Origin of the sequence: Actinoplanes sp. NBRC 103695 (genome assembly GCF_030269485.1) — a bacterium.
GTDB lineage: Bacteria > Actinomycetota > Actinomycetes > Mycobacteriales > Micromonosporaceae > Actinoplanes.
This window is the reverse complement of sequence record NZ_BSTL01000006.1, coordinates 407,081-431,182: the sequence shown is the minus strand read 5'-3', so window position 1 is coordinate 431,182 and position 24,102 is coordinate 407,081. Positions and strand designations below refer to the sequence as shown.

Below are 24,102 nucleotides of genomic sequence, written 5' to 3'. Positions count from 1 at the left end.
CGCCAGCCGGAGGAGTGAGACGGTGCCCCCACGCGCGGACGCCACCGAGAACCGTGCCCGCATCCTGCAGGTGGCGCGGGAGGTCGTCAGCGACGCCGCCACCGTGGGTGACGTGCGGCTGAACGAGATCGCGAAGGCGGCCGGCGTCGGCCAGGGCACGCTCTACCGGCACTTCCCGACCCGGGAGGCGCTCCTGCTGGAGGTCTACCGCCGCGATGTCGACGAGATGTGCGACGCGGCCGCCGACCTGGTGCGCGACCTGCCCGCGGCCGAGGCGATGGAGCGCTGGCTGGAGCGGGTGGAGGAGTACGCCTGGGTGAAGCAGGGCGTCTTCGCCGCGGTCGAGGCGGCGATGCGCGCCGACGCCACCGAGCACAGCCACCGCCGGATCGCCGAGGCCCTCGATCTGCTGCTCGCCGCCGGCCGGGCCGCGGGGACCGTACGCGCCGACGTCGACGCCCGCGACGTGGTCCTGCTCATCGGCTACCTTTCCCTGCTGACGCCGGGCGAGCGGGAAGTCCGGTCGAAGCGCCTGCGCGCGGTCGTCCTCGACGGTCTGCGCGCCTCCGAAGCGGACGGTTAGCTCTTGCGTGCAAGGTGTAGATCCACCAGGATTGCGTAGCCCCTCATTCGAGCCTTGCCGTGGCGGCGGTGCGTGATTCGAGGAATACCTTGACGTTCATTCGCGATGTGCTGCGCGGGGAGCGGGACACTCTGACCTTCTGGGGTCTGCTGATCGCGGCCGTGACGGCGCTCGCCGTGCTGGTCACGCTCACGCTGTCGCCGCGGCGGGGCGCCGACCCGCTCGAGGTGCGCGCCACCCCGTTCCCGTTCGGATCGATGCCCGCGCTGTCCCCACCGTCACCCGTTCAGGTGATCCCCATTCCGATGGAACCGCTGCCGTCGGCGTCGCCCTCCACAGTGGAGCCTCCGGCCCGGTTCGCCGTCGCGTCCCCACCCGCGCCGGATGACCCCACGCCCACCCGGCCGACTTCTTCCCCCGAGAAGCCGGAAAAGCCGAAACCGCCCTGGTCGGCCTGGCTGGGCAGGAAAGCCGCGCTGGAGTTCGCCGAGCGACCGGGCGTCCTGGTGCGACATCGCAACTTCGTGGCCCAGCTCGAGAAGATCGGCAGCGCCAGCCGCGCCCTGGACCGGGCCGACGCCACGTTCGTGGTGCGCGAAGGACTGGCCGGCGACGGCTGCCTGTCCTTCGAGTCGTCGAACATCGACGGCTTCTACCTGCGGCACCGCGACTTCCTGCTGCTGCTGAACAGGAACGACACCACCCGCCTGTTCCGCGAGGACGCCACGTTCTGCCCCGAGCCCGCGAGCGACGGCACGTGGACGTTGCGCTCGCTCAACTTCCCCGACCGGCGGCTGACCCTCCAGTGGTTCCGGGTCGCGCTCACCCCGGTTCCGAGTTCAAAGGCTTTGCGCGTACGCCTTCGTCCGCCGCCCTGACCGGGAACTCCTGCGTGCCGAGCACCCGTAACAGCGCCAGCCGCTCGCGGGACTCGCCGCCGGCCGGGGTCAGCACCAGCAACTGCTGACCCTGGTCGGGCGTCATCAGGGTCTCGCAGTCCATCAGCAGCGGCCCGACCCGCGCGTTCATCAGCGTCTTGCGGTCGGCTCGGCGCACCGCCACCTCGTGCTCGGACCACAGCCGCCGGAAGTCGGCGCTCGCCGCCCGGAGCCGCTCGACCAGCCCGGTCACCACCGGATCGCCCGCCCGTCGGCCCGCCGTCGCGCGCAGGTCGGCCACCATCTGGCGGGCGTGCGACTCGCGCTCCCCGGGTGCGTGGACCTGCGGTTCGGTGAACCAGCGGTACGCGGCGTAGCGCCGATCGCCGGCGCCGCAGGACAACCGGCCGGAGGCGGTGCGCAACTTCCTCGCGTACTCGATGGCCCGCCTGGGGGTCGACCACATCGACATCTACCGTCCCGCGCGGCCCGACCCGGCCGTCCCGATCGAGGACACGGTCGGCGCGATCAAGGAGATGATCGACGCCGGCTACGTGCGGCACCTCGGCCGGTCCGAGGTCGACGCGGCCACGATCCGCCGGGCCAACGCCGTGCACCCGGTGGCCGACCTGCAGATCGAGTACTCCCTGATGTCCCGGGCCGTCGAGCACGAGGTGCTGCCCACGCTGCGGGAACTGGGCATCGGCATGACCGCGTGCGGCGTGCTGAGCCGTGGCCTGCTCTCCGGCCGATGGGGCACCGGTCCGGCCGTGCCCGGCGACCTGCGCACGATGATGCCGCGCTTCGCCGACGGCAACGTCGAGCACAACCTGGCCCTGGCGTCGGCCCTGGGCCGGGTGGCCGCCGCGGCCGGCCACCCGGTGGCGCAGCTGGCGATCGCCTGGGTGGCGGCGCAGGGCGCGGACATCGTCCCGCTGGTAGGCGCGCGCACCCGCGAGCGGCTGGCCGAGGCGCTGCCGTCGCTCGACGTGACGCTCAGCCCCGACGACCTGGCCGAGATCGAGAAGGCCGTCCCGGCGGGAGCGGCCCGGGGCGACCGATACCCGTCGGCCTTCATGTCAGCTCTGGGCGTCGGCAACTGAGCCGCATTTCAAGATCAACTCGGGCCCCGCCGCCACCCCCGCCCCGGCACTGGGTGGGCGGTCAACGTAGCGCGGGGAACGGCGGAATTCGCGGTTGTCCACAGGCGGAGGCCGGTCAGCCGGGTTGATTCTCGACACTGATCCGGCCGAGCCCGGCGCGCACGTCGACGTCCACCCGGTCGTCGGCGCCACGCCACGCCCCGGGCTCGAACACGGTGTTCCGGGCGACCCCGCGGACCAGTTTGCCCTCGATCTCGGCGCTGCCGGCGCCGCCGCGGGCCCGGACCCGGACCGGGGCCGCGCCACCCGCCGAGAGCGTCAAACGGTTGATGTCACCGGTGACCTGGACCGGAAGGGTTTCGCTCGGGGCCGGCAGGCGCAGCAGGATGTCGGCGGCGTCGCCGGCCAGCTCAACCCGGTCCACGCCGGCCTTGCTGATGTCGATGTCGGCGCTGTTGATGGCCGCGTCGACCCGCAGCGTCCAGCGCACCTCGGCGGAGAGCAGCACGTCGACCGCCTCGGGGCCGGGCGCGCCGGTGGCGATCAGGGTCAGGCTGGCGGTGTCGCCGGACAGCTTCGTCTCGGGGCGCACGCTGCCGCCCGGCGGGCTGCTCACCCGGAACAGGTCGGTCTCGGTGTCGCCGGCCCGGACGCGGACGGCGGACGCGTTGCTGGCCAGCACGAACACCGCGGCTTTCCGGTCGTCCAGCGGCGCCGTGACGATCTGCGGGGCGGCGGCGGCGCTCGGTGCGGCCGCCGCGGGAGGGCCGGCCGCAGGTCGTTGCGTGTAGAGGTAGGTCCCGCCGGCGGCCAGGGCGACCACGGCCAGGGCGGAGACCACGACCCGGCCACGGCGCTTGCGGCGGCGGGGAGGGCGAGGGGGCGGCGGCAGCTGCATCGGGATCGGGGGGAGCGGCAGCGTCGGGCGCCCGGACGCGGGGACTTGGGGGAACGGCACCGTCGGCTCTTCGGAGTAGTAGTCCGCTTCGGCGATGCGATGGGGGAGATCCGGCCAGTACTCCGAGATGGTGGGCAGCGACTCAGTGCCGTTGCCGGGGGTTGCGTCCATGCGACTCTCCCGTCACGCGAGGCGATCACCCAGCGATACGGAAAAGACACCCACCCGGTTCAGCCGTCACGTGTGTCGTATCGATGACGCCGGAAACATCACCCGCGCAGGCGTGCGGCGTCCCGCCCGGGTGGCGCGCCGAACAGGCGGCGGTACTCCCGGCTGAACTGGGACGGGCTGTCGTAACCCACCAGGTGGCCCACGCCGGCCACGTCGTCGGGGCGGGCCAGCAGCAGGGCGCGGGCCTCCTGGAGGCGCAGGCGTTTCTGGAACTGCAGCGGGCTCATCGCCGTGACGTCGCGGAAGTGGCGGTGGAAGGCGGACGTGCTCATGCCGGCCAGGCGGGCCAGGTCGTCGACCCTCGTCGGCTCGGCGTAGTTGTCGCGCAGCCAGGTGATCGCCCGGTTGATGTGAGCGAGGCTGCTGTCCGCGAGCGCGATCTGCCGCAGCACGTCGCCGTGCGGGCCGGTGAGCAGGCGCCACAGGATCTCGCGTTCGTACAGCGGCGCCAGCATTTCGATGTCGCCCGGCTGGTCGAGCAGGCGCACCAGCCGGGTCACCGCGTCGAGCAGACCGGGCCCGATCTCGAAGGTGGCGATCGCGGCCGCGCCGGACGAGCGGGGGACAGGCGGGGCGGCGAGCAGCAGCGGCGCGATCCCCTCCGGCCGCAGGGTGAGGGCCACACCAAGCGCGGGCGTGTCGAAGAAGTGGCCGGTCACCGGCAGCCCGGTGGTCACCAGGAGACACTGGCCGGTGCGGTACTCGTACACCCGGTCGCCCAGCAGAAGACGCTTCCCGCCTCGCACCATCACGACCAGCATCGGGTCGGTCAGCGAATACTCCGGCTCGGTGGTGGTCACCCTGGACAACCACAGACCGGAGATTCGGGTACGCATGTCAGCCCGCGAATGTGCTTCGACCAGCTCGCTCAAGTCCACCTGCACAGAAAACCCCACAACGGCAGGATCGTGCAAGAGTCGCGTTCGCACGGCCTACCTCGCCGGCCGCATCGGCGGCAGGCTGTTCACATGCCTCTCGACCACTATGTGACCCTCGGCCGCTCCGGACTCCGCGTCAGCCCGTTCGCCCTCGGCGCGATGAACTTCGGAGAGGATCCGCCCGGCGCCGGCAGCTCCGTGGAGGAATCGGAGAAGATCCTCGCCGCGTACCTGGACCGGGGCGGCAACTTCATCGACACCGCGAACTTCTACACCAACGGCCACTCGGAGAAGATCCTCGGTGACTTCTTCGCCCGCCAGCCGGGCCGCCGCGACCGGGTGGTGCTGGCCACGAAGTTCTTCTTCAACATGCACCCCGGCGATCCGAACGGCGGCGGCGCCGGGCGGGGCTCGATCGTCGCCCAGCTGGACGAGTCGCTGCGCCGGATGCGGACCGGCCACATCGACCTCTACTGGCTGCACAACTGGGACCGCAACACCCCGATCGAGGAGACCCTGCGGACGCTTGACGACCTGGTCCGGGCCGGGAAGATCCGGTACATCGGGTTCTCCAACACGCCCGCGTGGGTGACGGCGCAGGCGCAGACCACGGCGCTGCTGCGCGGCTGGACCCCGCTCATCGCACTGCAGGTCGAGTACTCGCTGCTCGCCCGTACGGTGGAATCGGAGATCGTGCCGTTCGCCCACGACCAGGGGATCGCGCTGACGCCGTGGAGCCCGCTGCGCAACGGCTTCCTGTCGGGCAAGTACCGGCGGAACGGGAGCGGCGCCGACTCGGCCCGCACCGCGTACGTCGGCCGTCCGAGCGACGCCGAGTTCGACGTCATCGAGGCGGTCGCCGCGGTGGCCGCCGAGCAGCACGCCTCCCCGGCGGCGGTGGCGCTGGCCTGGCTGCGCGCCCGCCCCGGCACCGTGGTCCCGATCGTCGGGGCGCGCCGCTTCGAACACCTCGAGGACAACCTGGCCGCGCTCGACCTGACGCTGACGGCCGACCAGCTGTCCCGCCTGGACACGGTGTCGGCGCCGGTCCTGGGCTACCCAGCCTCGCTGCACGGCGAGATGCGGACCATGCTGCAGTTCGGGGGCACCACCATCGACGGCGAGTCGTCCGCTGTCTACCCGCCGCTGCTGGCGAGCGACGTCCGCTACTGAGCGTTGGAGTAGACCCGGGACGGCGTGATCAGGGCGGCCGTGCGGCGCTGCTCGACCATCGTGCGGTCGTATTCGTCCCAGTCGTCATGGTTGCCGCCCGCGGCGGTGAAGATCTCGCGCAGCAGCAGGCGGAGGCCCTCGGCGTCGACGTCGGGGCGGGGGTCGTCCGGGCCGATCAGCTCGGCGCGGCCCTCGACCGCCGCCCACTGCCAGCCGTTGCGGAAGGCCACGGTCACCTGCGGCCGCTCCCGGAGATTGGCGAGCTTCACCCGCCCGTACGTGACGAAGGCCAGCACCGGCTCGCCGCGCGTGATGATCCCGGTGTTGACCAGGGAGGCCTGGATCGTCCGGTCGGCGCGGAGCGTGGACACGATCGCGAGCCCGGAATCCGCGCGGCTCAGCTCCCAGGCCGAGGACAAGGTCGTCGTCATGCGCCCAGCCTCTCACCTCGGGTATCGCGGGCATATCGAAAACCGCTTACGCCACCGCAACAGTCCCCGGTCTTCAGTGGAGGCATGAAACCCATCGACGAGTCCCCGATGCGGAGGCGTTCCGTGCTGGCCGCGCTCGGCGCCGTGCCGTTCGCCGCCTCTGCCGCCCCTCGTGCCGTGAGCGACCGGATCCCGCGGGACACCCTGCCCGGTGGCGCCTACGACCGGTACGTGGCGGGGCTGGCCGCCGAGGGCAGGTTCTCCGGCGTGGTGCTGCTGTCGCACCGCGGCCGGACCGTGTTGTCCCGCAGCTACGGCATGGCCGACCAGGAGAGAGGCATCCGCAACCACGAGGGCACCGCGTTCAGTCTCAGTTCGGCGGGCAAGCCGTTCCTCCCGGTGGCGGTCCTGCAGCTGGCGCAGCGGGGCAGGCTGGCGCTGTCGGACACGGTGGGCAAGCACCTGACCGGCTTCGACGCCGACATCGCCGAACGGGTGACCATCCACCAGCTGCTCTCCGGCACGTCCGGGCTGGAGGCTCCCGCCGAGGACGTGGAGCGCGTCTTCCAGAGCCGGGACGAGGTGCACGAGTACTACGTGCGGCGGGCCCGGCAGTCGAAGCTGGTGGGCGTACCCGGCCTGCCCACCACGACCCACGCGGAGCCCGAGATCACCATTCCGGCGCTGATCGTGGAGGCCGTGACCGGCAAGACGTACTGGGACTACGTCGAGGAGAACATCTTCCGCCGCGCCGGCATGACCGGGTCGGGGTTCTACACCCGGCCGCGATGGCTCACCGACAAGCGCCTCGCGCACCCGTACATGGAGGTGGCCGGAGGCGGCCGGGTGGACGCCGTGCGCAACCTGGACCAGGGCAGCCCTTACGACTACATCCTGGGCAAGAACCCCGGCCGCGCCTTCATCGACGCCCCCGGCGACGGCGGCTTCGCCAGCGCGCCGGACCTGGTGCGGTACGCGCACGGCCTGGCCGGCGGCACCGTGCTGGACCGGCCGTGGGCCGACGTCCTCTTCGCCGCCAAGCTGCCGCACGGCCCGGCGTCGTTCGGGGCGTACGGCCTGGCGGTCCAGATCACCGGCGGCCAGTGGATCTACGAGCGTGCCGGTGGCAACCCCGGCGTCGGCGCCAACTGGAGCATCTACCCGGACACCGGCTGGGTCGGCGTCATCCTCAGCAACCGCGACGGCGGACCGCTGGTGGAGATGATCGGGCGCGAGGTCCAGGCCATCACCGGCGTCGCGCCCGACGAGGGTGGCTCAGGCGGCTGACCAGCGCGGCCGGCCCGGACCTCGTGCCGTGGCGACGACATCCGCCGGATGATCCCGCGGTTCGACGCCGCCGCCCGGGAGACCAACCTGACGCTGGTGGAGCTGCTCGGCCTCATCGCGGCACGCCACGACGCCACCCCGGCACCGATCGCCCTGGCCTGGCCGCTACCCCGAGAACCTGGAGCGGCCGACGAACATCTAGGGGCTCGCTCAGGGCAATTGCCGGATTCGTCTGCGCCACAGTGGACGGAAGGCTCGACGCATGCGATTTCTCCCCCTTCACGCACTGACGGCCGTGCTGGTCCTGGCCGCGCCAGGCGCGGCGATGGCCGCTCCGGCTCCCGAGTCACTCGATACCGCCGCGCTGGAGGCGGCCCTCGACGACGTGCCCGACGACGAGGTCAGCGCGGCGGTGGTCCAGGTTCGAGGAACGGCGGGCAGCTGGTCGGGCACGGCCGGGCGGATTTCCGTACGCGCGGACCGCCGGCCGAGTCCCGACAGCCGGTTCCGGATCGGTTCGATGACGAAGGTGTTCACCGCCACCGTGGTCCTGCAGCTGGCGGCGGAGGGCCGGCTGAGCCTGGACGGCACCGTCCAGCAGTACGCGCCCGGGTTCCTGCCCGCGTCGTACGCGCCGATCACTGTCCGTCAGCTGCTCACGTTCACCAGCGGGATCAACGGGCGGGAACTGCCGCACAAGACGCCCGACTGGTTCTTCGAGCACCGTTACGACCACTGGGCGCCGGGCAGCCAGCTCGACCTCAGCATCCCCCTGGCGTTCGAGCCGGGCACCTACCAGCGCTACGGCAACGCCGACTACATCCTGGCCGGCGTGGTCGTCGAGAGGGTGACCGGCCACCGCTGGGCCGACGAGGTGAACCGCCGGATCATCCGACCGTTGCACCTGAGCGGCACCAGCACGCCGGGCGACGACGTCCGGATCCCCGGGCCGCACGTGCACGGCTACGAGGCGACGGCCGGCGGCTGGCGTGACGTCACGCTGGCCAACCCGTCGCTGCAGTGGTCGGCCGCCGAGATCATCTCGACGACCGGTGACCTGGACCGGCTCATGGTCGCCCTGTTCAGCGGCCGGCTGGTCCCGGCGACCCAGCTGGAGGAGATGTTCACCGTTCCGGCGGTGCGCGACTTCGGCACCGGCAAGCCGGCCGTGTACTCCGCCGGGCTGACCCGGTTCGAGACGGGTGGGCAGGTGCTGTGGGTCAAGAGCGGGGACCGGCCGGGCTACAACAACGGCATGGGCGCCAGCCGTGACCTGTCCCGGCGGCTCGTCTACTCGGTGAACACGCTGCGCATGGGCGGCGACCAGCCGGTCCGGGCCCAGCGCATCATCATGGCGGCGCTGGCCTAACTTGTAGCTGTGGAAGAAACGGCACCGCGTCTGCCGCGCTCGGCGGGCGCGGTGCGCGCCTTCTGGCGCCGGCACCCGCGGGTGGTCGACTCGCTCGCCGCCCTGTTCTGCGGCATGTGGGTCTTCGACGACGGCCTGGGCCTGCGGCTTCCTCAGCCGGTCGACGTGCGATGGGCACTGGTCACGCTGGTCCTGGCGGCCATGATGTTCGTCCGCCGCTCGCGGCCCTGGTGGGTGCTGGTGGCGACGGTCGCCGGCGGCGCGCTGATGACCCAGCACTTCATCGGCGCCGCGCTCGGGTGCGCCCTGTACGCGCTGGCCGCCTACCGGTCGACCGGGGCGGCCGCGCTCGGCGCCGCGGCGGCCCTGGGCGCGCTCGTCCCGTTGGCAGGGTCGAGCGACGCCGCGATCGCGTACGTGATGATCGCGTTCGGCACGGTGATCACCGGCGCGAACGTCCGGATCCGGCGCCGGTACCTGGAGGCTCTCGTCGACCGCACGGTCCAGCTCGCGCGGGAGAAGGAACGGGAGGGCGAGCTCGCCGCGGTGCGGGAGCGTACGAGGATCGCCCACGACCTGCATGACATCGTCGCCCACAGCCTGACCGTGATGGTGCGGCTCGCCGACGGGGCCGCGGCGGTCGCGACCGCTGACCCGGAGCGCGCCCGGTCGGCCTCGGAGCAGGTCGCCCGCCTCGGCCGGGACGCGATGACGGACATGCGGCGGCTGCTCGGGGTGCTGCGCGACGGCCCGGCCGACGAGCAGGATCTGGACGCCCTCGTCACCACGTTCCGGAACGCGGGGTTGCCGGTCACCGTACGCGTGCAAGGCCCGGAGCCGGCATCACCCAGCCTGCGCAACGCGGTGTTCCGTACCGTCCAGGAGGCCCTGACCAACGCGTTGCGCTATGCCGAGCGCCCGGAGCGGGTGCTCGTCGACCTGGACCACCGGGCCGACCCGATCCTCGTCGAGGTCACCGACGACGGGCGCGGCGCCGGCCCGGCGCAGTCGGTGGGCTCACAGCAGGGTCTGAAGGCCCTGCGGGAGAGGCTGTCGCTGTACGGCGGTTCGGTGGAGGCGGGTCCACGTCCCGGGCAAGGGTGGGCGGTTAAAGTGACCCTGCCACGGTCGGGTGAGGATGGGCGATGAGTGAGACGAGAGTGCTCCTCGTGGACGACCAGGCGTTGGTGCGCGAGGGCATGGCGATGGTGCTGGGCCAGGAGCCCGGCCTGCGGATCGTCGGCGAGGCCGGCGACGGCCGGGCGGGCGTCCGGCTGGCCCGCCTGCACCAGCCGGACGTCGTTCTGATGGACGTGCGGATGCCGGTGCTGGACGGCATCGAGGCCACCCGCGAGATCGTCGAGCACTGCCCGGGGAGCCGGGTGCTCATCCTGACGACGTTCGACCTCGACGAGTACGCCCTCGCCGGCCTGCGCGCCGGGGCCAGCGGATTCCTGCTGAAGGACGCCCGATCGGCGGAGCTGGTCGACGCGGTCCGCACGGTGGCGGCCGGCGAGGCGGTCGCGTCGCCCCGGATCACCCGCAGGCTGCTGGACCATTACCGGTCCGGCCCACCGCCCGCGTCCTCGGATCCTCCGCTGCCGGTGGCTTTGACCGCCCGCGAGCACGAGGTTCTCGTCGCCATCGGCCGTGGGCTGTCGAACGCCGAGATCGCCGCCGAGCTCTTCCTCTCCGAGTCGACGGTGAAGACCCACGTCGGACGGGTCCTCGCCAAGCTGGGCGCGCGGGACCGGGTGCACGCCGTCATCTGGGCGCATCGCCACGACCTCGTCTGACCGCGGTACCGCGGTACCACCGATGGACGGCACCTGGAGAACGGCCGCCTGCTGACCCGCGTCGGCGACGGGCACGGCTCGTACGTCTACGACCACTGCCGTCCCGAGGCGGACCGCTACCCTGCTGGAGGGCACGCCGCCGCCCGGATGCTCCGTCCGCGCCGGGTAAGGGAACCTACGGCGAATTGAGGACGGTGCGGTTGATGAGCAGGGCGTGGGCGATGCTCGCGATCCATACGCCGAACGCCAGCCCCATCGCCCATCGATAGAGGTCACCGTCGGGATCGGCGTCCTGGAGTGTGTAGATCGCCGTCCAGCCGAGCGCCAGATAGGCGATGCCGGCGATCCACCACCCGGGCCGTCGTTCCCGTACGCCGAAGTAGATGAACGCCGCCCCGCCCAGGCAGCTGAACCCCAGGATCGGCAACAGCAGCCACCAGCTGCGCCGCAACTTCCCCGTCATGGGCACAGAGGTTACCGTCGGCGGCATGGCCACGGTGAACGCGCGGGACGTGAAGAACATCGGCGCCGGCTACCACCCCGATCCGGCCCGGTCGATGTCGCTGAAGGCCCCCGCGTACACCGAGCAGCGCTGGCTGGACCTGGAGAACCGGGCCATCTTCGCGCGGACCTGGCAGTGGATCTGCCACGTCGAGCAGGTCCGCGAGCCCGGCAGCTTCCTCGCGGCCACTGTGGCGGGCATGCCGATCGCTGTCGTCCGGGACCGCACGGGCGAGCTGCGTGCCTTCTGGAACGTGTGCAAGCACCGGGCCCACGAGCTGCTGTCCGGCGCGGGGAAGGCCGGGACCATCGTCTGCCCGTACCACGCCTGGGTGTACGACCTGGACGGAACTCTCCGCCGCGCCCGGCAGGCCGACCGGATGCCCACCTTCGACCGCGCGGACATCCGCCTCGACCGGGTGCGGGTGGAGGAGTTCGGCGGTTTCGTCTACGTCAACCTCGACCCGGACGCCGCGCCGCTGGCCGTGCAGGCGCCCGACCTGGCCGCCGAGATCGCGCGGTGGGCGCCCGACGTCGCCGGGCTGACCTTCGCCGAACGGCTCACCTACGACGTGAAGTCCAACTGGAAGAACGTCATCGACAACTTCCTCGAGTGCTACCACTGCCACATCGCGCACCGTGAGTTCGTCGCGCTGGTCGACATGGACACCTACGAGGTGCGGACCCACGGCATCTGGTCCAGCCACTTCGCCGAGGCCGGCAAGGGCGACAATCCGGCGTACGACGTGACGGGCGCGTCCGTCACCCAGCACGCCGTGTGGTGGCTGTGGCCCAACACCTGCCTGCTGCGTTACCCCGGGCGCGGCAACTTCATGGTCTTCCAGGTCCTGCCCGCCGGCCCCGGCCGCACGCTGGAGACCTGGGACTTCTTCTTCGAGACGGACACGCTGGAGCCCGCCGAGGAGGAGGCCGTCCGCTACATCGACGACGTGCTCCAGCAGCAGGACATCGCGATCGTCGAGAGCGTCCAGCGAGGCATGGCGACGCCCGCCTTCGATCAGGGGCGGATCGTGTACGACCCGGAGGGCTCCGGACTCTCCGAACACGGGGTGCACCACTTCCACGGCCTGGTCCTCGAGGCGTACGAGTCGTATGTGACCGGCGCGCCCTTTCGCTCACCCGCGACGTTTGGGGCAGGATCGGGAGATGCCGCCGGATGAGGATCTCGACACGTCAACGCTGAGCGAGCGGCAGCGGCAGGTGCTGACCGTCATCCGGGACTGGGCCCTGCGGCACGGTCACTCGCCGTCCACCCGCGAGATCAGCGAGACCCTGCGCATCGGCAGCTCGTCGGTCAGCCGGCACCTGCGGGCACTCGAGGACCTCGGCTTCCTCCGCCGCGGCCGCACCGCGACCCGCCCGGTCGACATCCGGCTGTTCCTGCGGCCGCCCCGCCAGCGGCAGGCCCCCGCCACGGTGAGCGTGCCGGTGGTCGGCGACATCGCCGCGGGCACGCCGATCCTGGCCGAGCAGTCCGCCGGCGACGAGATGCTCACCCTGCCGCGCGACCTGGTCGGCCGCGGCACCCTGTTCTGCCTGCGGGTCCGCGGCGACTCGATGATCGAGGCGGCGATCTGCGACGGCGACATCGTCGTGGTGCGCCAGCAGTCCGACGCCTACAACGGCGACATCGTCGCCGCCATGATCGACGAGGAGGCGACGGTCAAGGTCTACCGCCGCCGCTCCGGCCACGTCGTGCTCGAGCCCCGCAATCCCGCGTACGCCGACATCGACGGCGACCGTGCCGTCATCCTCGGCAAGGTCGTCTCGGTCCTCCGCCAGACCTGAGCGAACCCACCTCCGGACCGGCCGCGGCTCGCCGGGGATACTGCCTCGGTGAGTCCCACTTCGCCGGACGCCGTCGGCCGGCGGTTCGCCCTCCCGGTCCAGGCGATACCGGGCGGTGTCGCCAACCGGTGTTATGCGCTGGGTGGCTCGCTCATCCTGCGCATTCCCCGCGACCCCTCGTTCGCCGCCGATCTGGCACGCGAGGCGGTCGTCATTCCGTACGCGGTCGCCGCCGGTGTGCCGACATCGGCGATCGTCGAATACACCGGCGACCACATGGTCGTGACCCGCGTTCCCGGTGCGGACGCCGCGACCGTGCCCGTCACGGCCGGCTTCTACGAGGCGGTGGGCGAAGGCCTGGCGGCCCTGCACACTGTGACAGCCGTGCCGGGGCTCCACGCCGACGTCCCGGACGACCCCGTTCCGCTGGTGAGCGCGTACGCCACCGACGGGCTCATCGACGCGGCGACGGCACACTGGCTCACCGCCTGGTTCGGCAAGCTCCGCCGCCCACCCCTGCCACAGGTCCTGATTCATGGCGACGTCGCGGAGCAGAACCTGATGGCGGACGCCGACGGACGCTTCACCGGCTTCGTCGACTGGGGTGACGCCCAGCTCGCCGACCCCGCCGTCGACTTCGCGAAGCTGCCCCTGCCGTCGGCGGACCAGGCGCTCCGCGGCTACCTCGGCTCCGCCGACCTGGGCGACTGGCCCGCCCGGGTGCTGTGGCACCAGCTGCACTGGGCCGTGGCCCGGCTGGCCGACCCCGCGCCGAGGCCGGGAGCGCGCCACTGGACCGCCACGCCCTACGCCCGTCTCTTCAGCATCATGCGGTTCTTCACGGCCGCACCCGCACCATGGGCGCGACTTCTGCCCTGAGCCGGCAGCGCGGACCGCCGCCTCGGCAACCTGCCCGCTACCTGGGCAAACCGGGTTTCGCACCGCCTGGCTCCCATTGTCGTGCGGGTGACGAGACGACAGGTAGCCCAGTCCCGAGCCCGGCGATTCCTCACCGCGGCGGTCCTCGCCGCGGTGGTCGTGCCCGCCGCGTTGACCGTGGCGAGCCCGGCGGAGGCGGCCATCCCGGCCGTGGCGAAGACCTGGTCCAGGCTGATGTTCGGCAGCCTCACCGTGACCGCGACCGGCGCCGGGATGCGCCGGACGCTGGCGACCCAGCGCGCGACCGTCACGACCCGGACCGCCGGGGTCACCAAGGCCACGGCGGCGCTCACCGCGGCCCGGAAGGCGGCCACGACGGCGTCGGCCTCCGACACGGCCGCCAAGGCCCGCGTCACGGCCGCCCGGCAGGCGGTGACCACGGCGAAGACGAACCTGGCGAAGGCGAAGCAGCGCAGCAAGGCCGCGGTCACCCGGGCCCGGGCCGCGCTCACGGCCGCCCAGCGGACGCTGACCCTGCGTACGTCTCAGGCGCGGACCGCGGCGACGGCCCTGACCACCGCCTCCGCTTCCGCCGCGGCCGCCGGCACCTCGCTGAACAGCGCGAACGTCGCGTTTAAGTCGGCCTCCGCCGCCGTGGAGACGAGCAAACAGAAGATCGCGGCGCTGCCGACGCCCGCCTCGCTGTCGGCCCAGGCAGCCGCCGTGAGCAAGGACGTCGTCACCGCTGTCCGGCCCACCTTCGTCCCGGCCGAGACCAGGATCGTCTACGGAACGACGGTCCACTGGAACGTCGCCTACTCGTACAAGCGCATGGTCGACGACGCGGCCAAGGCCGGAATCCCGCTCTCGGGCGGCGGTTTCCGCACCAAGCAGCGCCAGATCGAGCTCCGGAAGATCAACGGCTGCCCCGACGTCTGGACGGCGCCGGCCTCGTCGTGCCGCGTCCCGACCGCGATCCCGGGCCGCTCCCTGCACGAGATCGGCATGGCCGTCGACATCACGTCCGGCGGCAGGTCGCTCACCTCGAAGAGCCCGGGCTTCAAGTGGCTGCAGGCCCACGCCGCCAAGTACGGCTTCAAGAACCTGCCCTCCGAGCCGTGGCACTGGTCCATCACGGGCGGCTGACGCGTACGCCGGCGATTCTGGGGATCGGCGTGGCCTCGGCTCTGGTCGAGCGACTAACCGGCTCTGGTCGAGCGACTAACCTTTGAGTCGTGGCGACGGTCGACGACGTGCATGAGCTGGCGAGGGCGATGCCGCACGTCAAGGTCTACGACGAGACCGCGGGCAACCCGGTCTATCAGGTGGGCGGGAAGTCGTTCGTGTTCTTCCGCAACCCCCGGCCGGACGCGTTCGACCCGGCGACGGGGGAGCGCTACCCGGACGTGATCGTCTTCTGGGTGGAGTCGGACGCCGACAAGCAGGCGCTGGTGCAGGACGAGTCGACGCCCTTCTTCACCACCCCGCACTTCGACGGGCATCCGTCGGTGCTGGTGCGCGCCAGCCGGCTCGGTGAGATCGGCCGGGACGAGTTGGCCGAGGTGGTTCAGGACGCCTGGCTGGCCCGCGCCTCCCACGCCCGGCGCCGGGCGTGGCTCAACCGCGCCGAACAGAATCCCGGCGACGCGCCCGGGCCATAGCATCGATAAATCACGCCGGCCGGGCACAGCGCCTGGTGTCGCGGTGCCCGGACTGGCCGAGGCGAGCTGGTGTCCCTCGAATCGGTGAATTACCAGGGCCGGTACCTGCGGCACTGCAACTATGCGATCAGGCTTGATCCGAACGACGGAACGGCGGCCTTCCGGGGCGATGCCGCGTTTTATCGGGTCGCCGGTCTGGCCGACTCCACCAGGGCATCCTTCCGGTCGTACAACGTTCCCGACCGGCACCTGCGGCACTACGACTTCGTGCTGCGGATCGACCCGCTGAGCAGTTCCTCGCCGGGCGCGGACCGGCAGGATGCGACCTTCCGGCTCGCCCCCTGGTCATCCTTTTGGTTGGCAGCCCCGGGCCGTACGGTTATCTTTGCCGGACAGCAACCGTTGTTGATCGGCAAGGAGAGTGGACAGTGAATGCCTCCGGCATCGCCGACACCGCCGGCGCCGGCGAACTGATCGCGGGCTTTGCCAGTACCCCCGTAGGTGACCCGGCCCGCGCCGCCCGGCGCGACCGCGCCATCCAGGCCTGGCTGCCGCTGGCCCAGCACCTGGCCCGGCGCTACCAGGGCCGGGGCGAGCCGCTCGGCGACCTCACCCAGGTCGCGGTGGTCGGCCTGATCAAGGCAGTGGACCGTTACGAGCCCGGCCGCGGCGTCGAGTTCGCCGCCTTCGCCGTGCCCACGATCATCGGCGAGATCAAACGGCACTTCCGCGACCGCACCTGGTTCATCAGGGTGCCGCGTCGCCTCCAGGAGCTGCGCCTGGCGATCACCGCGGCCAACAACGAGCTCACCCACGCGCTGGGCCGCTCGCCGACCGTCGCCGACGTCGCCGACCACCTCGGGATCACCGAGGAGGAGGTGCTGGAGGGTCTGGAGGGCGCCCGCGCGTACGCGGCGACGAGCCTGTCGGCACCCGCCGGCGAGGACGGCGCCGGCGAGCTCGGCGACACCTTCGGCAGCGAGGACCGGGGGTACGAGCTGGCCGAGCTGCGCGTCGCCCTGGGCCCGGCGCTGGCCGCTCTGGACGAGCGCGAGCAGCGCATCCTGTCGTTCCGCTTCTACGGCAACCTGACCCAGTCGGAGATCGCCACCGAGATCGGCGTCTCCCAGATGCACGTCAGCCGGCTGCTGACCAGGGCCCTGGGGAAACTCCGCGCCCACCTGGAGTCGTGATCCGCCGTCGTTAAGAGTCCTCAGTGGACCTCGGCGCCCAGGGCGACGTCGAAGCCGGCGCCGTTGCGTGCCAGACCCACCAGGAGCATGCCGGCCCATTCGAGGGCGTAGGCCATCTCGAGCCCTCCCGCGTCGAGGGCCCTCATGTCCAACTCTCCAGAAACGCCGCGACGCGTGCCTTCGCCCCGGCGCTGTCGCCGGCGAAGAACACGTCCACCGGCTTGTCCCCGGCCAGGACGCCGCGGAAGATCGCGTGTCTGGATCAGATTTGGCGGTGGGTTTCCGAGCGCTCAGATCACCGTGGTGCCGCCGTCGACGACCAGCTCCATGCCGTTGAGGTAGCTCGAGTCGTCCGAGGCGCGGAACAGCGCGACCGACGTGATCTCGTCGGGGCGGCCCATCTCCCGCTTCGGGATCATGGCCTCGAACCGTGCCTTCGTCTGCTCGTCCATCACCTCCGCGAGGATCGGCGTGGCGACCTGGCCGGGGGTCAGCACGTTCACCCGGATCCTGCGGTCCCTCAACTCGGACACCCACACCCGTGCGTAGGCGGGCAGCACCGCCTTGCTCGCCGCGTACACGCTCCAGTCGGGGTAGCCCCGGAGTGACGCGTTCGACCCGGTCATCACGATCGAGCCGCCATCGCTGAACAGCGGCAGCGCCCTCTGGCAGCCGTCCTCGTCGACAACGCCATCCGAACGGGTGACACTTAGGAATCAACCGGGACAAGTCGGTCTATTGTTGCAGGTAGACCGTAGTACCTGAGACCCCGATCGCAGTCGGACTCAGCTTCCCCCAGTTCTGGACTGGTCGGACTGAGCCCTGTGCCCTTCTCGACCAGCGGAGTCGAGAGGCGGGAGGGGATGGGGCCTTTCTTCGAACCACTGCTGACCGGCGGCCCGTGGGCGGTCGTCCTGGTCGTCTGCGCGCCGATGGTCGCCATCGTGATCATGTTCGTCTGTGCCCTGGTGCTCGTTCCCCGGCGGCGCCGGGTGAAGGCGATCCGGGCCATGGCCGAGCTGATCCGGGCGCTGCGGCCGGGGCTGCTCGCCAGAGGACGACGGCGAGAGTGAACGCGGTTCGTTCGTCCTCGCGCGCCCGGCGTGAGGACGATGCGGCCGTCGAGGGCGCGGCTCTCCATGCGCTTGTGCGCGGCGGCGGCCTCGGCGAACGGCAGCACGTCGACCTCGGTGTCGCTCAGTCCGGCGGCAACCGCCCTCAGTGCCGCCTCGATCGCGGGGCAAACCAGTTGCGGGTGCGCGGGCACGAAGGCGCCCGCGTTGAAGCCGGAGACGGTGGCGTTTCCCAGCCACAACTGATTGCTGCCCATCTGATGGGTCCAATCGCCGCTCGCATTCCCCACCACCAGCAGGCGCCCACCCGCCGCCAGCAGATCCAGACTCCGCGTACGGACATCGCTGCCCACTGGGCCGACGATGACGTCGAACCTCTCCCCATCGAGGGAATCCGGCAGCTCGGCAGAGTCGACGATCCTGTCGTACGGCAGCTTGGTCGTCGCGGGCGCGGTCAGCTTGCTCGACCGCACCGAACCCACCACCTGGGACGTTCCGAGCTGCCGTCTACGTCATCGCTGACACGGCCCGCACCTGCCGAACACCCTGCGACGTGTCGACGCCAGCGACGATCTGCTCACGGGCCACTGTTAGGACCGCAGAACGGTGCGATCGCCGGCAGCCCACGGCCACAATTCGTCGATGTTGAGGCTGTGAGCGGTCTGGGCGATCGCTCTGAAGCCGCATTCGCTGCCCTGACCGGCGTATCGCCACTACCGGCCTCGTCAGGCAACACCACCCGACACCGGCTCAACCGCGGTGGTGACCGGCGCTTGAACCGAGCTCTCTACACCGTCGCGCTGGTCCGGATGGGCCACGATCACCGCACCCGCGACTAATTCGCCCGCCGCACCGCCGAAGGCCGCACGAAACGCGAGATCATGCGCAGCCTCAAGCGCTACATCAGCAGAGCGACCTATCGCCCGACCGTGACCTCAGAGGGAGCACCCATGTCGAAACGTTCACGGGTACACACCCCTCGGTGTCTTGTAAGGCTCCCGAGAAATTGGTAGCGGCCACCACGATGCGTCAGCGTTTTCCGCGCAGGCTCATCGATCACGTCCAACGACCTGTCCGCCGTGCACCTTCCGAGTCCCGCTCAGCCCGACTGGCGGTGCCGGTCGACATTTACGCGTACGCCGGTCAGGCCGACGACGTATCAACCAACACCGCGAACGTTCGTGGTCACGGCACTAGCTCGGCCGATCGGGTCCTATAACCCGCCGGGTCCGTCGTAACCGGTGTGTTCGACGATCGTCGAGCAGTTCCGACGCTGGGCGTCTGCTCTGCGGGCGGCACTACCGCGGCATCTTGGGTTCAAACAAACCTTCAAGAGCCTGCGGTGGCCTGGTTGCCGTCCACAGACAAAACCACACGCCTCGCTGGCCAGCACGGATCCCCTGCTGGAGTACTAGAGACTTCGTGCCTTGTCGCGCAGCCCAACCGGGACATCGGGCGCGGTGCCACGTGCGACGGGTCTTGCCACCTCGGTTATCACTGGCACAATGCGTACGATGGGCGTGTTTAGGAAATTCCGAACGACGACTGCAAACATCGAAGAGGTGCGTCCGACCGTTTGGACCGAGGCCGTTACTGCTCAGCGGTATCAGGGCGTCGACGAAAAATATCAGGCCGCAGTCATGGACCAATACAAGATCTACCTAGAGATGGCGGATAGAGTCAGTGCCAGGCGCGGCTTGACGAATACCTTCTTTCTGACACTTAATACGCTGGTTTTCACTGCCATCGGAATCTTTTGGAGGGATAAGCCGAATGCCGCCCTCTGGTCCGTCTCACTCCCCACAGTGGCGCTGTTACTGCAGTGTGCCGCCTGGTTCTGGCTGCTTCGTTCCTACCGTCAGCTGAACTCTGCGAAGTATGTAATTGTCGGCGTCCTCGAGGAGCGCCTACCGGCATCACCCTACTGGCGGGCCGAGTGGAAGGCGTTAGGGGAGGGCCGTGACTCGTCGAGATATTGGCCGCTGACTCATTTGGAACAATGGATTCCGTTCTGCTTCGCAACTACCTACGTCGCCGCTTTCATTGCTATCCTTGCCGGATAGGCAGCCTGGAGCCCTTGATAGGTTACCTCGCCCAACAGTGAAGGGGCGAGGTCACGGCAAGGCAAACATCGTTAGGACGCGTACATAGGCGGCACCTGTCGCAGCGCGGAGTGCGGGTCCATCGCACACCACGACTTCGGACCGGCCCACTGGGGCGAACGACGGCAAGCTAGTAGATCATGGACCGACGGGATTCGGCCACCGCGGCGGAGACGATGGCTCGAACGGCGGGCTCCACGCTCGGGACCGCCACTAGGATGGCTTCAGGCGGAAGCGGCGCCGATCGCCCTTCCAAATCCACGACGAGACATCCGCTTTCAGTGGCGATGACGCTCCCTGCAGCCATGTCCCATAGTCGGTAACCGTTTCCGAAGGCAGCGTCCAAACGCCCACTGGCTACATGGCAGTAGTCGAGTGCCGCCGATCCGGTATAGCGGACGTCACCGGCTTCGGCGATCAGGGCACGAGCAGCCCCGCCCCTTTCTCCTCGATCTATGAGATCATATCCTCCGGTGATGCCGACGAAAGCCTCCGAAATCTCGACATCCTCGGTCCTCTTCTCCAATCTTTCTCCGTTGAGAAATGCGCCGATCCCCTCGCCTGCGACATACATCTCGTTAAGGAAGGGGTTGTAGACCGCCCCCACGGTGAATCGGCCGTCGACCTCGACTCCGATTGAGACGGCGCAAACCGGCCATCCTCGCGCATAGTTGGCGGTGCCGTCGAGTGGGTCGACAATCCATCGGCGCGTTGTCGTACCATTGACGCTACTTCCCTCCTCTGCGACAATAGAATCAAAAGGATAGGCACCTGCGATCCGCTTCGTTACCAGCGATTCGACCGCTAAGTCGACGGAGGTTGTGATGTCCATCGGTGAATTCTTCACCGTGACATTTTTGGGTAGCGAGCGTCCCTCGACAAGTAATCGTCCAGCTTCTCGGGCCGTTCCCTCTGCGAATGCCATCAGTTCTTCGATCGAAACTGCACTGCTGTTCATCTGTGACCCTATCCCATCTATATACGTATATGCAGGTTGTTCTGATCATCCTAGCGATGGATGTGAACCGAGGTCCAGTGTGGTCCGTATTCAATCATCTCGATCGGCCTGGCATGGAGAGTAAGCGAATGTGCGGCGCAAATCGGTCCGTCATCGATGAGGAGCGCCGTAGGATGAGACAACTAGCTAGGTGAGGTGTGGTATGACCTTCGAGGATTCAAACGATGTCAGAACGCTCATTCGTCTTCTGCGACAGATTACTCCGGGCTGGCTGCCGGAGGATGTCTTCCTCGAGCTGGCCAGAATAACCGTGCTGTCGATCGTGGAGCTCGTGCCAGTTCGGGTATCGGATGACGGAGAGGTTGAAGTTCTGCTGCTTCCACGCTCTATGGATGACAAGGTCTGGCCTGGCATGCTGCACACGCCCGGAACCGTCCTGCGACCTACCGACGTGTCCCATGACGCTGCTCTGCAGCGGATCATTGATCGGGAGCTGGGTAGCCCGTTGCTCCGTGACACCCCGTTCTTCGTCGGCAACCAGTTCCATGTGGTTCGGCGCGGGACCGAAAACGCCGCTGTCTACTGCGTTGAATTGGATGGACAGCCTCCGCGAGGTGCATTCCATCGCTCCGACGACCTCCCCGCTTCCCTCGTGGAGACCCAGCGGTCGACGATCGAACTCGTCGTTGGCGCACTCCGGCGACGTACCGGCGGCGGACCCGTCGAAGCGCTTGAACCGCCTCGGTGAGAAGCCACCCCGGCGGCGTTTCTGCCTTGCAGGTTACAGGTGTCTGGGGTCGAGGCTCGCGATGAGTTTACGCCGTTCATAACGGCCATCTAGGTTCCCACGGTCGACAGTGGTCTGGTGGTCGGAGTTGCCGTAGTCTGAGGGCCGAGCTGTGTGAAAGATCATTCTGGGGCTGGTGGAGCAGGTGAATGGATTTGGATAAGGTTTCTGTCAGACACCTAGTGGTGTCAAACGCGCCAGCGCCGGCGGATGGTGGGATCGTCCGGGGATCGATGGGTGAGATTGCCCAGATCGTCAACGGTGACGCCTTCCGATTCCTGGCGTTCATTGAGTTCGCGATGATCGACGGCGGTTACAGGGGAAACCACTATCATCTGAATAAGATCGAGAACCTGTACGTAATTTCTGGTCGATTGAAGGCCTTCTACCACGATCTGGACACTGACGAAACCGCCTCCATGGAACTCAAGGCCGGTGACCTGGTCAAAATCTTGCCGCGGTGCGCGCACGTGTACTTCCCGTTGGAACACAGCCAGGCCGTCGAATTCGGCGAGGAACCCTTCGACCCCTCTGACACGATAAGATATGTCGTGACCGACGGCCCTGAGAAGACACATGAGTGCTGACGGCATAGGAAACTCGCTGACGCTCGCCTTTCTGGCCCACGGGCGTGCAGAACTGCAGAGCCTACAGCTCAAGAATTGGTTGGCAAGTATCGGCGTGCGCGCGATCCTCGTGGAAGAGGAAGATGATCTCGGCCTGTCGATCATCGATAAGTTCGAACACTACGCTCGGAAATGTGACGTGGCGTTTGTCTTTCTGACACCGGATGACCGGCTATTGGATCAAGGTCATGACTTGCCAAAGGAGGTTTACATTGCCAGGCAGAACGCTTTAGTCGAGCTGGGGTGGTTTCTTCGGCACCTCGGTCGTCAAGCGGTGATCATCTTGCATCAAGAGGGCACCACACTCCCGTCGGACATCGAAGGGATCCTCCGACTTTCCTTCCAGCGCTCCGTACTGGAAACGACTGAGCGCATTCGCCGAAGGCTCGTGGGGCTCGAACTTCTTTGATCCTAGGAAGCCTGAATAGATGAGTGGAGATCTGCTATTCGGTTCCGTTCAGCGCATCTGGAGCGAGATGCTGCCCCTGATCTCGCACAAGGGATGGCGATATACTGAACAGGAGCTCTACAGGAGAATTCGCCTGGCCCGTAGCGGCATGGCATTTCTGGGTCAGGTGGAAGCCTTGTCGTTAGTGCTGGCCACGCTCCAGCAGAAGTTCGGCCACCTGACCGCAAGTGTTTCAGTGCTGAAAACGATACCCACCACCGATGAGAACGTTGCCCTGCGAGACGTAATTTTGTCGCGGATCGCCGCGCAACGCGGCAGGTTCCCCGAGGCGTACAAGTTGAACGACGCCCTCATCTCCCTGCTGGGAGGCAAGAAAGATTCCTCGTGGAATGAACTGCCGCCGGCGCTTGGCCCGATCTCTGTACTCGGATCGACGCCGAGTGTGGCGTGGCGTGCAGCGCTGGCGGCAGGTCTGGCCAGCGAACCACAGCAAAGCGAGTACTGGTTCAGAGCCCATAGCGAAATGGCTTCCGGCCGGCACGGTTCTCAGTTGGCCAACAACCGAGTTTTCCGCGCGGCGGTAGAACTCGTGCGCGGTGGCGTGGATCTCGATTCGATCCATATAGCCAGCAAAGCCGCGCTTGAAGGATACCTACGAGATGGACTCACCACAACCGGAGTCCTCTTCATCAACATCGCCAAATCGGTCGTTCTGCCGATGATCCTAGAGAGCGCCATTCTCTTCGAAGCTAAGCAGCTTCATGACGCTCTAGTGCAGGCGGTGCTCGTACGCCGCCTGCTGCAATGGGAGCAGGTATCACCCGACGCAGAGGGGATCGCGGAGCTACGATTCGCGCTCGGACGATTGAGATCCACCTTCCTACGAGACATCGTCAGTCGTTCGCATCAGCCGGAAGATCAGTTCGTCATGTGGCTTTCAAGGCGGACGGACCCAGCGGTCGCAGCCAGGGTGGTCGCGGAGGCTGAACTGCGATTCGCGCTGTTCAGCAGGTCCGGAAACTATCGAGAACTGATAATCGTCGACGACGTCTTCCCCTCGGTCGGCCGTGCCGTGCAACGCCGTACCGTCTACTTCATTTGGCGTGCCAACGAGGCGGTAGGCTACAAGATCTCCAACTTTCTGATGGGTGCGCTCGGTGCCAACGTGATCGGATTCGGCGTGGTCGACAACGGCGGGAGACTCCTGCGCTCCGAAGTTCTGAGATTGGTTGGGGAAGCCACAGCAGTACTGATCCACTGGTCGCCCGATGCAGATTATGAGATTGGAATAGTGCACGGAAGTACCCCCCTTTCGAAAATTGTGTATCTGAGCACGGACGCTGACCCCGGATTGGAATTCCCGTCCATCGTCATCGACTCTACGAATCCTGCCGCGAAGTTCGAACGCATCAGGAAATCTCTGGAGTCGATCTGGGATTCATAGGGAGGACCGGCATCGGCCTACCTCGCGGCGCAG

General features: G+C 68.5%; 28 protein-coding genes and 2 pseudogenes. 21 read left to right on the top strand and 9 right to left on the bottom strand.

Going from position 1 to position 24,102, the window contains the following annotated elements; all coding sequences use genetic code 11:
* The first annotated feature begins 22 nt into the window (after window positions 1-22).
* Window positions 23-583: a TetR/AcrR family transcriptional regulator gene (locus QSK31_RS13095; protein WP_285683857.1), complete on the top strand. Its 561-nt coding sequence runs from the start codon at window positions 23-25 to the stop codon at window positions 581-583.
* A gap of 89 nt (window positions 584-672) precedes the next feature.
* The gene (locus tag QSK31_RS13090) at window positions 673-1,461 is read left to right on the top strand and encodes an AbfB domain-containing protein (protein WP_285683855.1); all 789 of its coding nucleotides are present in this window, start codon (window positions 673-675) and stop codon (window positions 1,459-1,461) included.
* Here QSK31_RS13090 and QSK31_RS13085 read toward each other — a convergent pair.
* A complete protein-coding gene (locus QSK31_RS13085) occupies window positions 1,406-1,885 on the bottom strand; it encodes an MmyB family transcriptional regulator (RefSeq protein WP_285683854.1) in 480 nt (159 codons plus the stop codon). The genes QSK31_RS13090 and QSK31_RS13085 overlap by 56 nt on opposite strands.
* Between QSK31_RS13085 and QSK31_RS13080 the strand changes: the two genes are divergently transcribed.
* Window positions 1,878-2,564 (top strand): aldo/keto reductase, encoded by a 687-nt coding sequence (locus QSK31_RS13080; protein ID WP_285683853.1) that lies wholly within the window; start codon window positions 1,878-1,880, stop codon window positions 2,562-2,564. The two genes, QSK31_RS13085 and QSK31_RS13080, sit on opposite strands and share 8 nt — an antisense overlap.
* Before the next feature lie 115 nt (window positions 2,565-2,679).
* Here QSK31_RS13080 and QSK31_RS13075 read toward each other — a convergent pair whose 3' ends face one another.
* Both QSK31_RS13075 and QSK31_RS13070 read right to left on the bottom strand, forming a co-directional pair.
* Window positions 2,680-3,633 carry a hypothetical protein gene (locus QSK31_RS13075; RefSeq protein WP_285683851.1) on the bottom strand — a complete coding sequence of 318 codons (954 nt, stop codon included), beginning with the start codon at window positions 3,631-3,633 and terminating at the stop codon, window positions 2,680-2,682.
* A 98-nt stretch (window positions 3,634-3,731) separates the two neighbouring features.
* Complete coding sequence (locus tag QSK31_RS13070; protein ID WP_285683850.1) at window positions 3,732-4,529, bottom strand: AraC family transcriptional regulator; 798 nt, start codon at window positions 4,527-4,529, stop codon at window positions 3,732-3,734.
* Between the two features lie 132 nt (window positions 4,530-4,661).
* Here QSK31_RS13070 and QSK31_RS13065 point away from each other — a divergent pair, with 132 nt between their 5' ends.
* Window positions 4,662-5,744 (top strand): aldo/keto reductase, encoded by a 1,083-nt coding sequence (locus QSK31_RS13065; RefSeq protein WP_285683849.1) that lies wholly within the window; start codon window positions 4,662-4,664, stop codon window positions 5,742-5,744.
* On the opposite strand, the gene QSK31_RS13060 is transcribed toward QSK31_RS13065, so the two are convergent.
* On the bottom strand, window positions 5,738-6,175 hold the full coding sequence (locus QSK31_RS13060) for a TIGR03618 family F420-dependent PPOX class oxidoreductase (protein WP_285683847.1): 438 nt from the start codon (window positions 6,173-6,175) through the stop codon (window positions 5,738-5,740). The genes QSK31_RS13065 and QSK31_RS13060 overlap by 7 nt on opposite strands.
* Before the next feature lie 84 nt (window positions 6,176-6,259).
* Here QSK31_RS13060 and QSK31_RS13055 point away from each other — a divergent pair, with 84 nt between their 5' ends.
* The 4 genes from QSK31_RS13055 to QSK31_RS13040 all read left to right on the top strand — a co-directional run bounded on the left by QSK31_RS13055 (window position 6,260) and on the right by QSK31_RS13040 (window position 10,627).
* On the top strand, window positions 6,260-7,462 hold the full coding sequence (locus QSK31_RS13055; RefSeq protein ID WP_285683846.1) for a serine hydrolase domain-containing protein: 1,203 nt from the start codon (window positions 6,260-6,262) through the stop codon (window positions 7,460-7,462).
* Window positions 7,463-7,724: 262 nt separating this feature from the next.
* On the top strand, window positions 7,725-8,831 hold the full coding sequence (locus QSK31_RS13050; protein ID WP_285683845.1) for a serine hydrolase domain-containing protein: 1,107 nt from the start codon (window positions 7,725-7,727) through the stop codon (window positions 8,829-8,831).
* 9 nt (window positions 8,832-8,840) lie between these two features.
* Complete coding sequence (locus tag QSK31_RS13045; protein WP_285683844.1) at window positions 8,841-9,980, top strand: sensor histidine kinase; 1,140 nt, start codon at window positions 8,841-8,843, stop codon at window positions 9,978-9,980.
* A complete protein-coding gene (locus tag QSK31_RS13040; protein WP_285683843.1) occupies window positions 9,977-10,627 on the top strand; it encodes a response regulator in 651 nt (216 codons plus the stop codon). Before QSK31_RS13045 ends, QSK31_RS13040 begins: the two co-directional genes overlap by 4 nt.
* Window positions 10,628-10,802: 175 nt before the next feature.
* Here QSK31_RS13040 and QSK31_RS13035 read toward each other — a convergent pair whose 3' ends face one another.
* Window positions 10,803-11,090: a hypothetical protein gene (locus tag QSK31_RS13035; protein WP_285683842.1), complete on the bottom strand. Its 288-nt coding sequence runs from the start codon at window positions 11,088-11,090 to the stop codon at window positions 10,803-10,805.
* On the opposite strand from QSK31_RS13035, the gene QSK31_RS13030 reads away from it, so the two are divergent.
* The 7 genes from QSK31_RS13030 to QSK31_RS13000 all read left to right on the top strand — a co-directional run bounded on the left by QSK31_RS13030 (window position 11,089) and on the right by QSK31_RS13000 (window position 16,670).
* The gene (locus QSK31_RS13030) at window positions 11,089-12,309 is read left to right on the top strand and encodes an aromatic ring-hydroxylating oxygenase subunit alpha (protein ID WP_285683841.1); all 1,221 of its coding nucleotides are present in this window, start codon (window positions 11,089-11,091) and stop codon (window positions 12,307-12,309) included. The genes QSK31_RS13035 and QSK31_RS13030 overlap by 2 nt on opposite strands.
* Window positions 12,296-12,937, top strand: a complete 642-nt coding sequence (lexA, locus tag QSK31_RS13025; protein WP_285683838.1) for a transcriptional repressor LexA — start codon at window positions 12,296-12,298, stop codon at window positions 12,935-12,937. The genes QSK31_RS13030 and lexA overlap by 14 nt, the downstream gene beginning before the upstream one ends.
* A 48-nt stretch (window positions 12,938-12,985) precedes the next feature.
* Window positions 12,986-13,816 carry an aminoglycoside phosphotransferase family protein gene (locus QSK31_RS13020; RefSeq protein ID WP_285683837.1) on the top strand — a complete coding sequence of 277 codons (831 nt, stop codon included), beginning with the start codon at window positions 12,986-12,988 and terminating at the stop codon, window positions 13,814-13,816.
* An 87-nt stretch (window positions 13,817-13,903) separates the two neighbouring features.
* The gene (locus tag QSK31_RS13015; protein WP_285683836.1) at window positions 13,904-14,962 is read left to right on the top strand and encodes a M15 family metallopeptidase; all 1,059 of its coding nucleotides are present in this window, start codon (window positions 13,904-13,906) and stop codon (window positions 14,960-14,962) included.
* Window positions 14,963-15,051: 89 nt separating this feature from the next.
* The gene (locus tag QSK31_RS13010) at window positions 15,052-15,477 is read left to right on the top strand and encodes an MmcQ/YjbR family DNA-binding protein (protein WP_285683833.1); all 426 of its coding nucleotides are present in this window, start codon (window positions 15,052-15,054) and stop codon (window positions 15,475-15,477) included.
* Between the two features lie 69 nt (window positions 15,478-15,546).
* Complete coding sequence (locus QSK31_RS13005; RefSeq protein ID WP_285683832.1) at window positions 15,547-15,909, top strand: AbfB domain-containing protein; 363 nt, start codon at window positions 15,547-15,549, stop codon at window positions 15,907-15,909.
* The gene (locus QSK31_RS13000; protein WP_285683831.1) at window positions 15,906-16,670 is read left to right on the top strand and encodes a SigB/SigF/SigG family RNA polymerase sigma factor; all 765 of its coding nucleotides are present in this window, start codon (window positions 15,906-15,908) and stop codon (window positions 16,668-16,670) included. Before QSK31_RS13005 ends, QSK31_RS13000 begins: the two co-directional genes overlap by 4 nt.
* A 20-nt stretch (window positions 16,671-16,690) precedes the next feature.
* Here the strand turns inward: QSK31_RS13000 and QSK31_RS12995 are convergent, their stop codons facing one another.
* The 3 genes and pseudogenes from QSK31_RS12995 to QSK31_RS12985 form a co-directional block, all read right to left on the bottom strand.
* Complete coding sequence (locus QSK31_RS12995; protein WP_285683829.1) at window positions 16,691-16,816, bottom strand: hypothetical protein; 126 nt, start codon at window positions 16,814-16,816, stop codon at window positions 16,691-16,693.
* 144 nt (window positions 16,817-16,960) lie between these two features.
* A pseudogene (locus QSK31_RS12990) lies at window positions 16,961-17,332 on the bottom strand (SDR family NAD(P)-dependent oxidoreductase); the annotation flags it as partial.
* Between the two features lie 47 nt (window positions 17,333-17,379).
* On the bottom strand, window positions 17,380-18,216 hold the full coding sequence (locus QSK31_RS12985) for a zinc-binding dehydrogenase (RefSeq protein ID WP_285683827.1): 837 nt from the start codon (window positions 18,214-18,216) through the stop codon (window positions 17,380-17,382).
* Window positions 18,217-18,414: 198 nt separating this feature from the next.
* Between QSK31_RS12985 and QSK31_RS12980 the strand changes: the two are divergent.
* Together QSK31_RS12980 and QSK31_RS12975 are read left to right on the top strand one after the other, a co-directional pair.
* Window positions 18,415-18,756: pseudogene (locus QSK31_RS12980) on the top strand (transposase); the annotation flags it as partial.
* Window positions 18,757-19,257: 501 nt separating this feature from the next.
* On the top strand, window positions 19,258-19,806 hold the full coding sequence (locus tag QSK31_RS12975) for a RipA family octameric membrane protein (RefSeq protein WP_285683825.1): 549 nt from the start codon (window positions 19,258-19,260) through the stop codon (window positions 19,804-19,806).
* Between the two features lie 169 nt (window positions 19,807-19,975).
* Here the strand turns inward: QSK31_RS12975 and QSK31_RS12970 are convergent, their stop codons facing one another.
* Complete coding sequence (locus QSK31_RS12970; RefSeq protein ID WP_285683824.1) at window positions 19,976-20,803, bottom strand: inositol monophosphatase family protein; 828 nt, start codon at window positions 20,801-20,803, stop codon at window positions 19,976-19,978.
* 202 nt (window positions 20,804-21,005) lie between these two features.
* On the opposite strand from QSK31_RS12970, the gene QSK31_RS12965 reads away from it, so the two are divergent.
* The 4 genes from QSK31_RS12965 (at window position 21,006) to QSK31_RS12950 (ending at window position 24,069) form a co-directional block, all read left to right on the top strand.
* On the top strand, window positions 21,006-21,551 hold the full coding sequence (locus tag QSK31_RS12965; protein ID WP_285683822.1) for a hypothetical protein: 546 nt from the start codon (window positions 21,006-21,008) through the stop codon (window positions 21,549-21,551).
* Window positions 21,552-21,739: 188 nt separating this feature from the next.
* Window positions 21,740-22,177 carry a polysaccharide biosynthesis C-terminal domain-containing protein gene (locus tag QSK31_RS12960; protein WP_285683821.1) on the top strand — a complete coding sequence of 146 codons (438 nt, stop codon included), beginning with the start codon at window positions 21,740-21,742 and terminating at the stop codon, window positions 22,175-22,177.
* The gene (locus tag QSK31_RS12955; protein WP_285683820.1) at window positions 22,167-22,625 is read left to right on the top strand and encodes a TIR domain-containing protein; all 459 of its coding nucleotides are present in this window, start codon (window positions 22,167-22,169) and stop codon (window positions 22,623-22,625) included. The genes QSK31_RS12960 and QSK31_RS12955 overlap by 11 nt, the downstream gene beginning before the upstream one ends.
* 19 nt (window positions 22,626-22,644) lie before the next feature.
* Window positions 22,645-24,069: a hypothetical protein gene (locus tag QSK31_RS12950; protein WP_285683819.1), complete on the top strand. Its 1,425-nt coding sequence runs from the start codon at window positions 22,645-22,647 to the stop codon at window positions 24,067-24,069.
* Window positions 24,070-24,102 lie beyond the last annotated feature (33 nt).

Bases quoted from the DNA above. Each gene is read 5' to 3' on its own strand.
- QSK31_RS13075 (WP_285683851.1), bottom strand. From the start codon at position 3,633: ATGGACGCAACCCCCGGCAACGGCACTGAGTCGCTGCCCACCATCTCG.
- QSK31_RS13070 (WP_285683850.1), bottom strand. From the start codon at position 4,529: ATGCGTACCCGAATCTCCGGTCTGTGGTTGTCCAGGGTGACCACCACC.
- QSK31_RS13065 (WP_285683849.1), top strand. From the start codon at position 4,662: ATGCCTCTCGACCACTATGTGACCCTCGGCCGCTCCGGACTCCGCGTC.
- QSK31_RS13060 (WP_285683847.1), bottom strand. From the start codon at position 6,175: ATGACGACGACCTTGTCCTCGGCCTGGGAGCTGAGCCGCGCGGATTCC.
- QSK31_RS13055 (WP_285683846.1), top strand. From the start codon at position 6,260: ATGAAACCCATCGACGAGTCCCCGATGCGGAGGCGTTCCGTGCTGGCC.
- QSK31_RS13050 (WP_285683845.1), top strand. From the start codon at position 7,725: ATGCGATTTCTCCCCCTTCACGCACTGACGGCCGTGCTGGTCCTGGCC.
- QSK31_RS13040 (WP_285683843.1), top strand. From the start codon at position 9,977: ATGAGTGAGACGAGAGTGCTCCTCGTGGACGACCAGGCGTTGGTGCGC.
- QSK31_RS13030 (WP_285683841.1), top strand. From the start codon at position 11,089: ATGGGCACAGAGGTTACCGTCGGCGGCATGGCCACGGTGAACGCGCGG.
- QSK31_RS13035 (WP_285683842.1), bottom strand. From the start codon at position 11,090: ATGACGGGGAAGTTGCGGCGCAGCTGGTGGCTGCTGTTGCCGATCCTG.
- lexA (WP_285683838.1), top strand. From the start codon at position 12,296: ATGCCGCCGGATGAGGATCTCGACACGTCAACGCTGAGCGAGCGGCAG.
- QSK31_RS12995 (WP_285683829.1), bottom strand. From the start codon at position 16,816: ATGAGGGCCCTCGACGCGGGAGGGCTCGAGATGGCCTACGCCCTCGAA.
- QSK31_RS12975 (WP_285683825.1), top strand. From the start codon at position 19,258: ATGGGCGTGTTTAGGAAATTCCGAACGACGACTGCAAACATCGAAGAG.
- QSK31_RS12970 (WP_285683824.1), bottom strand. From the start codon at position 20,803: ATGAACAGCAGTGCAGTTTCGATCGAAGAACTGATGGCATTCGCAGAG.
- QSK31_RS12965 (WP_285683822.1), top strand. From the start codon at position 21,006: ATGACCTTCGAGGATTCAAACGATGTCAGAACGCTCATTCGTCTTCTG.
- QSK31_RS12960 (WP_285683821.1), top strand. From the start codon at position 21,740: ATGGATTTGGATAAGGTTTCTGTCAGACACCTAGTGGTGTCAAACGCG.
- QSK31_RS12955 (WP_285683820.1), top strand. From the start codon at position 22,167: ATGAGTGCTGACGGCATAGGAAACTCGCTGACGCTCGCCTTTCTGGCC.
- QSK31_RS12950 (WP_285683819.1), top strand. From the start codon at position 22,645: ATGAGTGGAGATCTGCTATTCGGTTCCGTTCAGCGCATCTGGAGCGAG.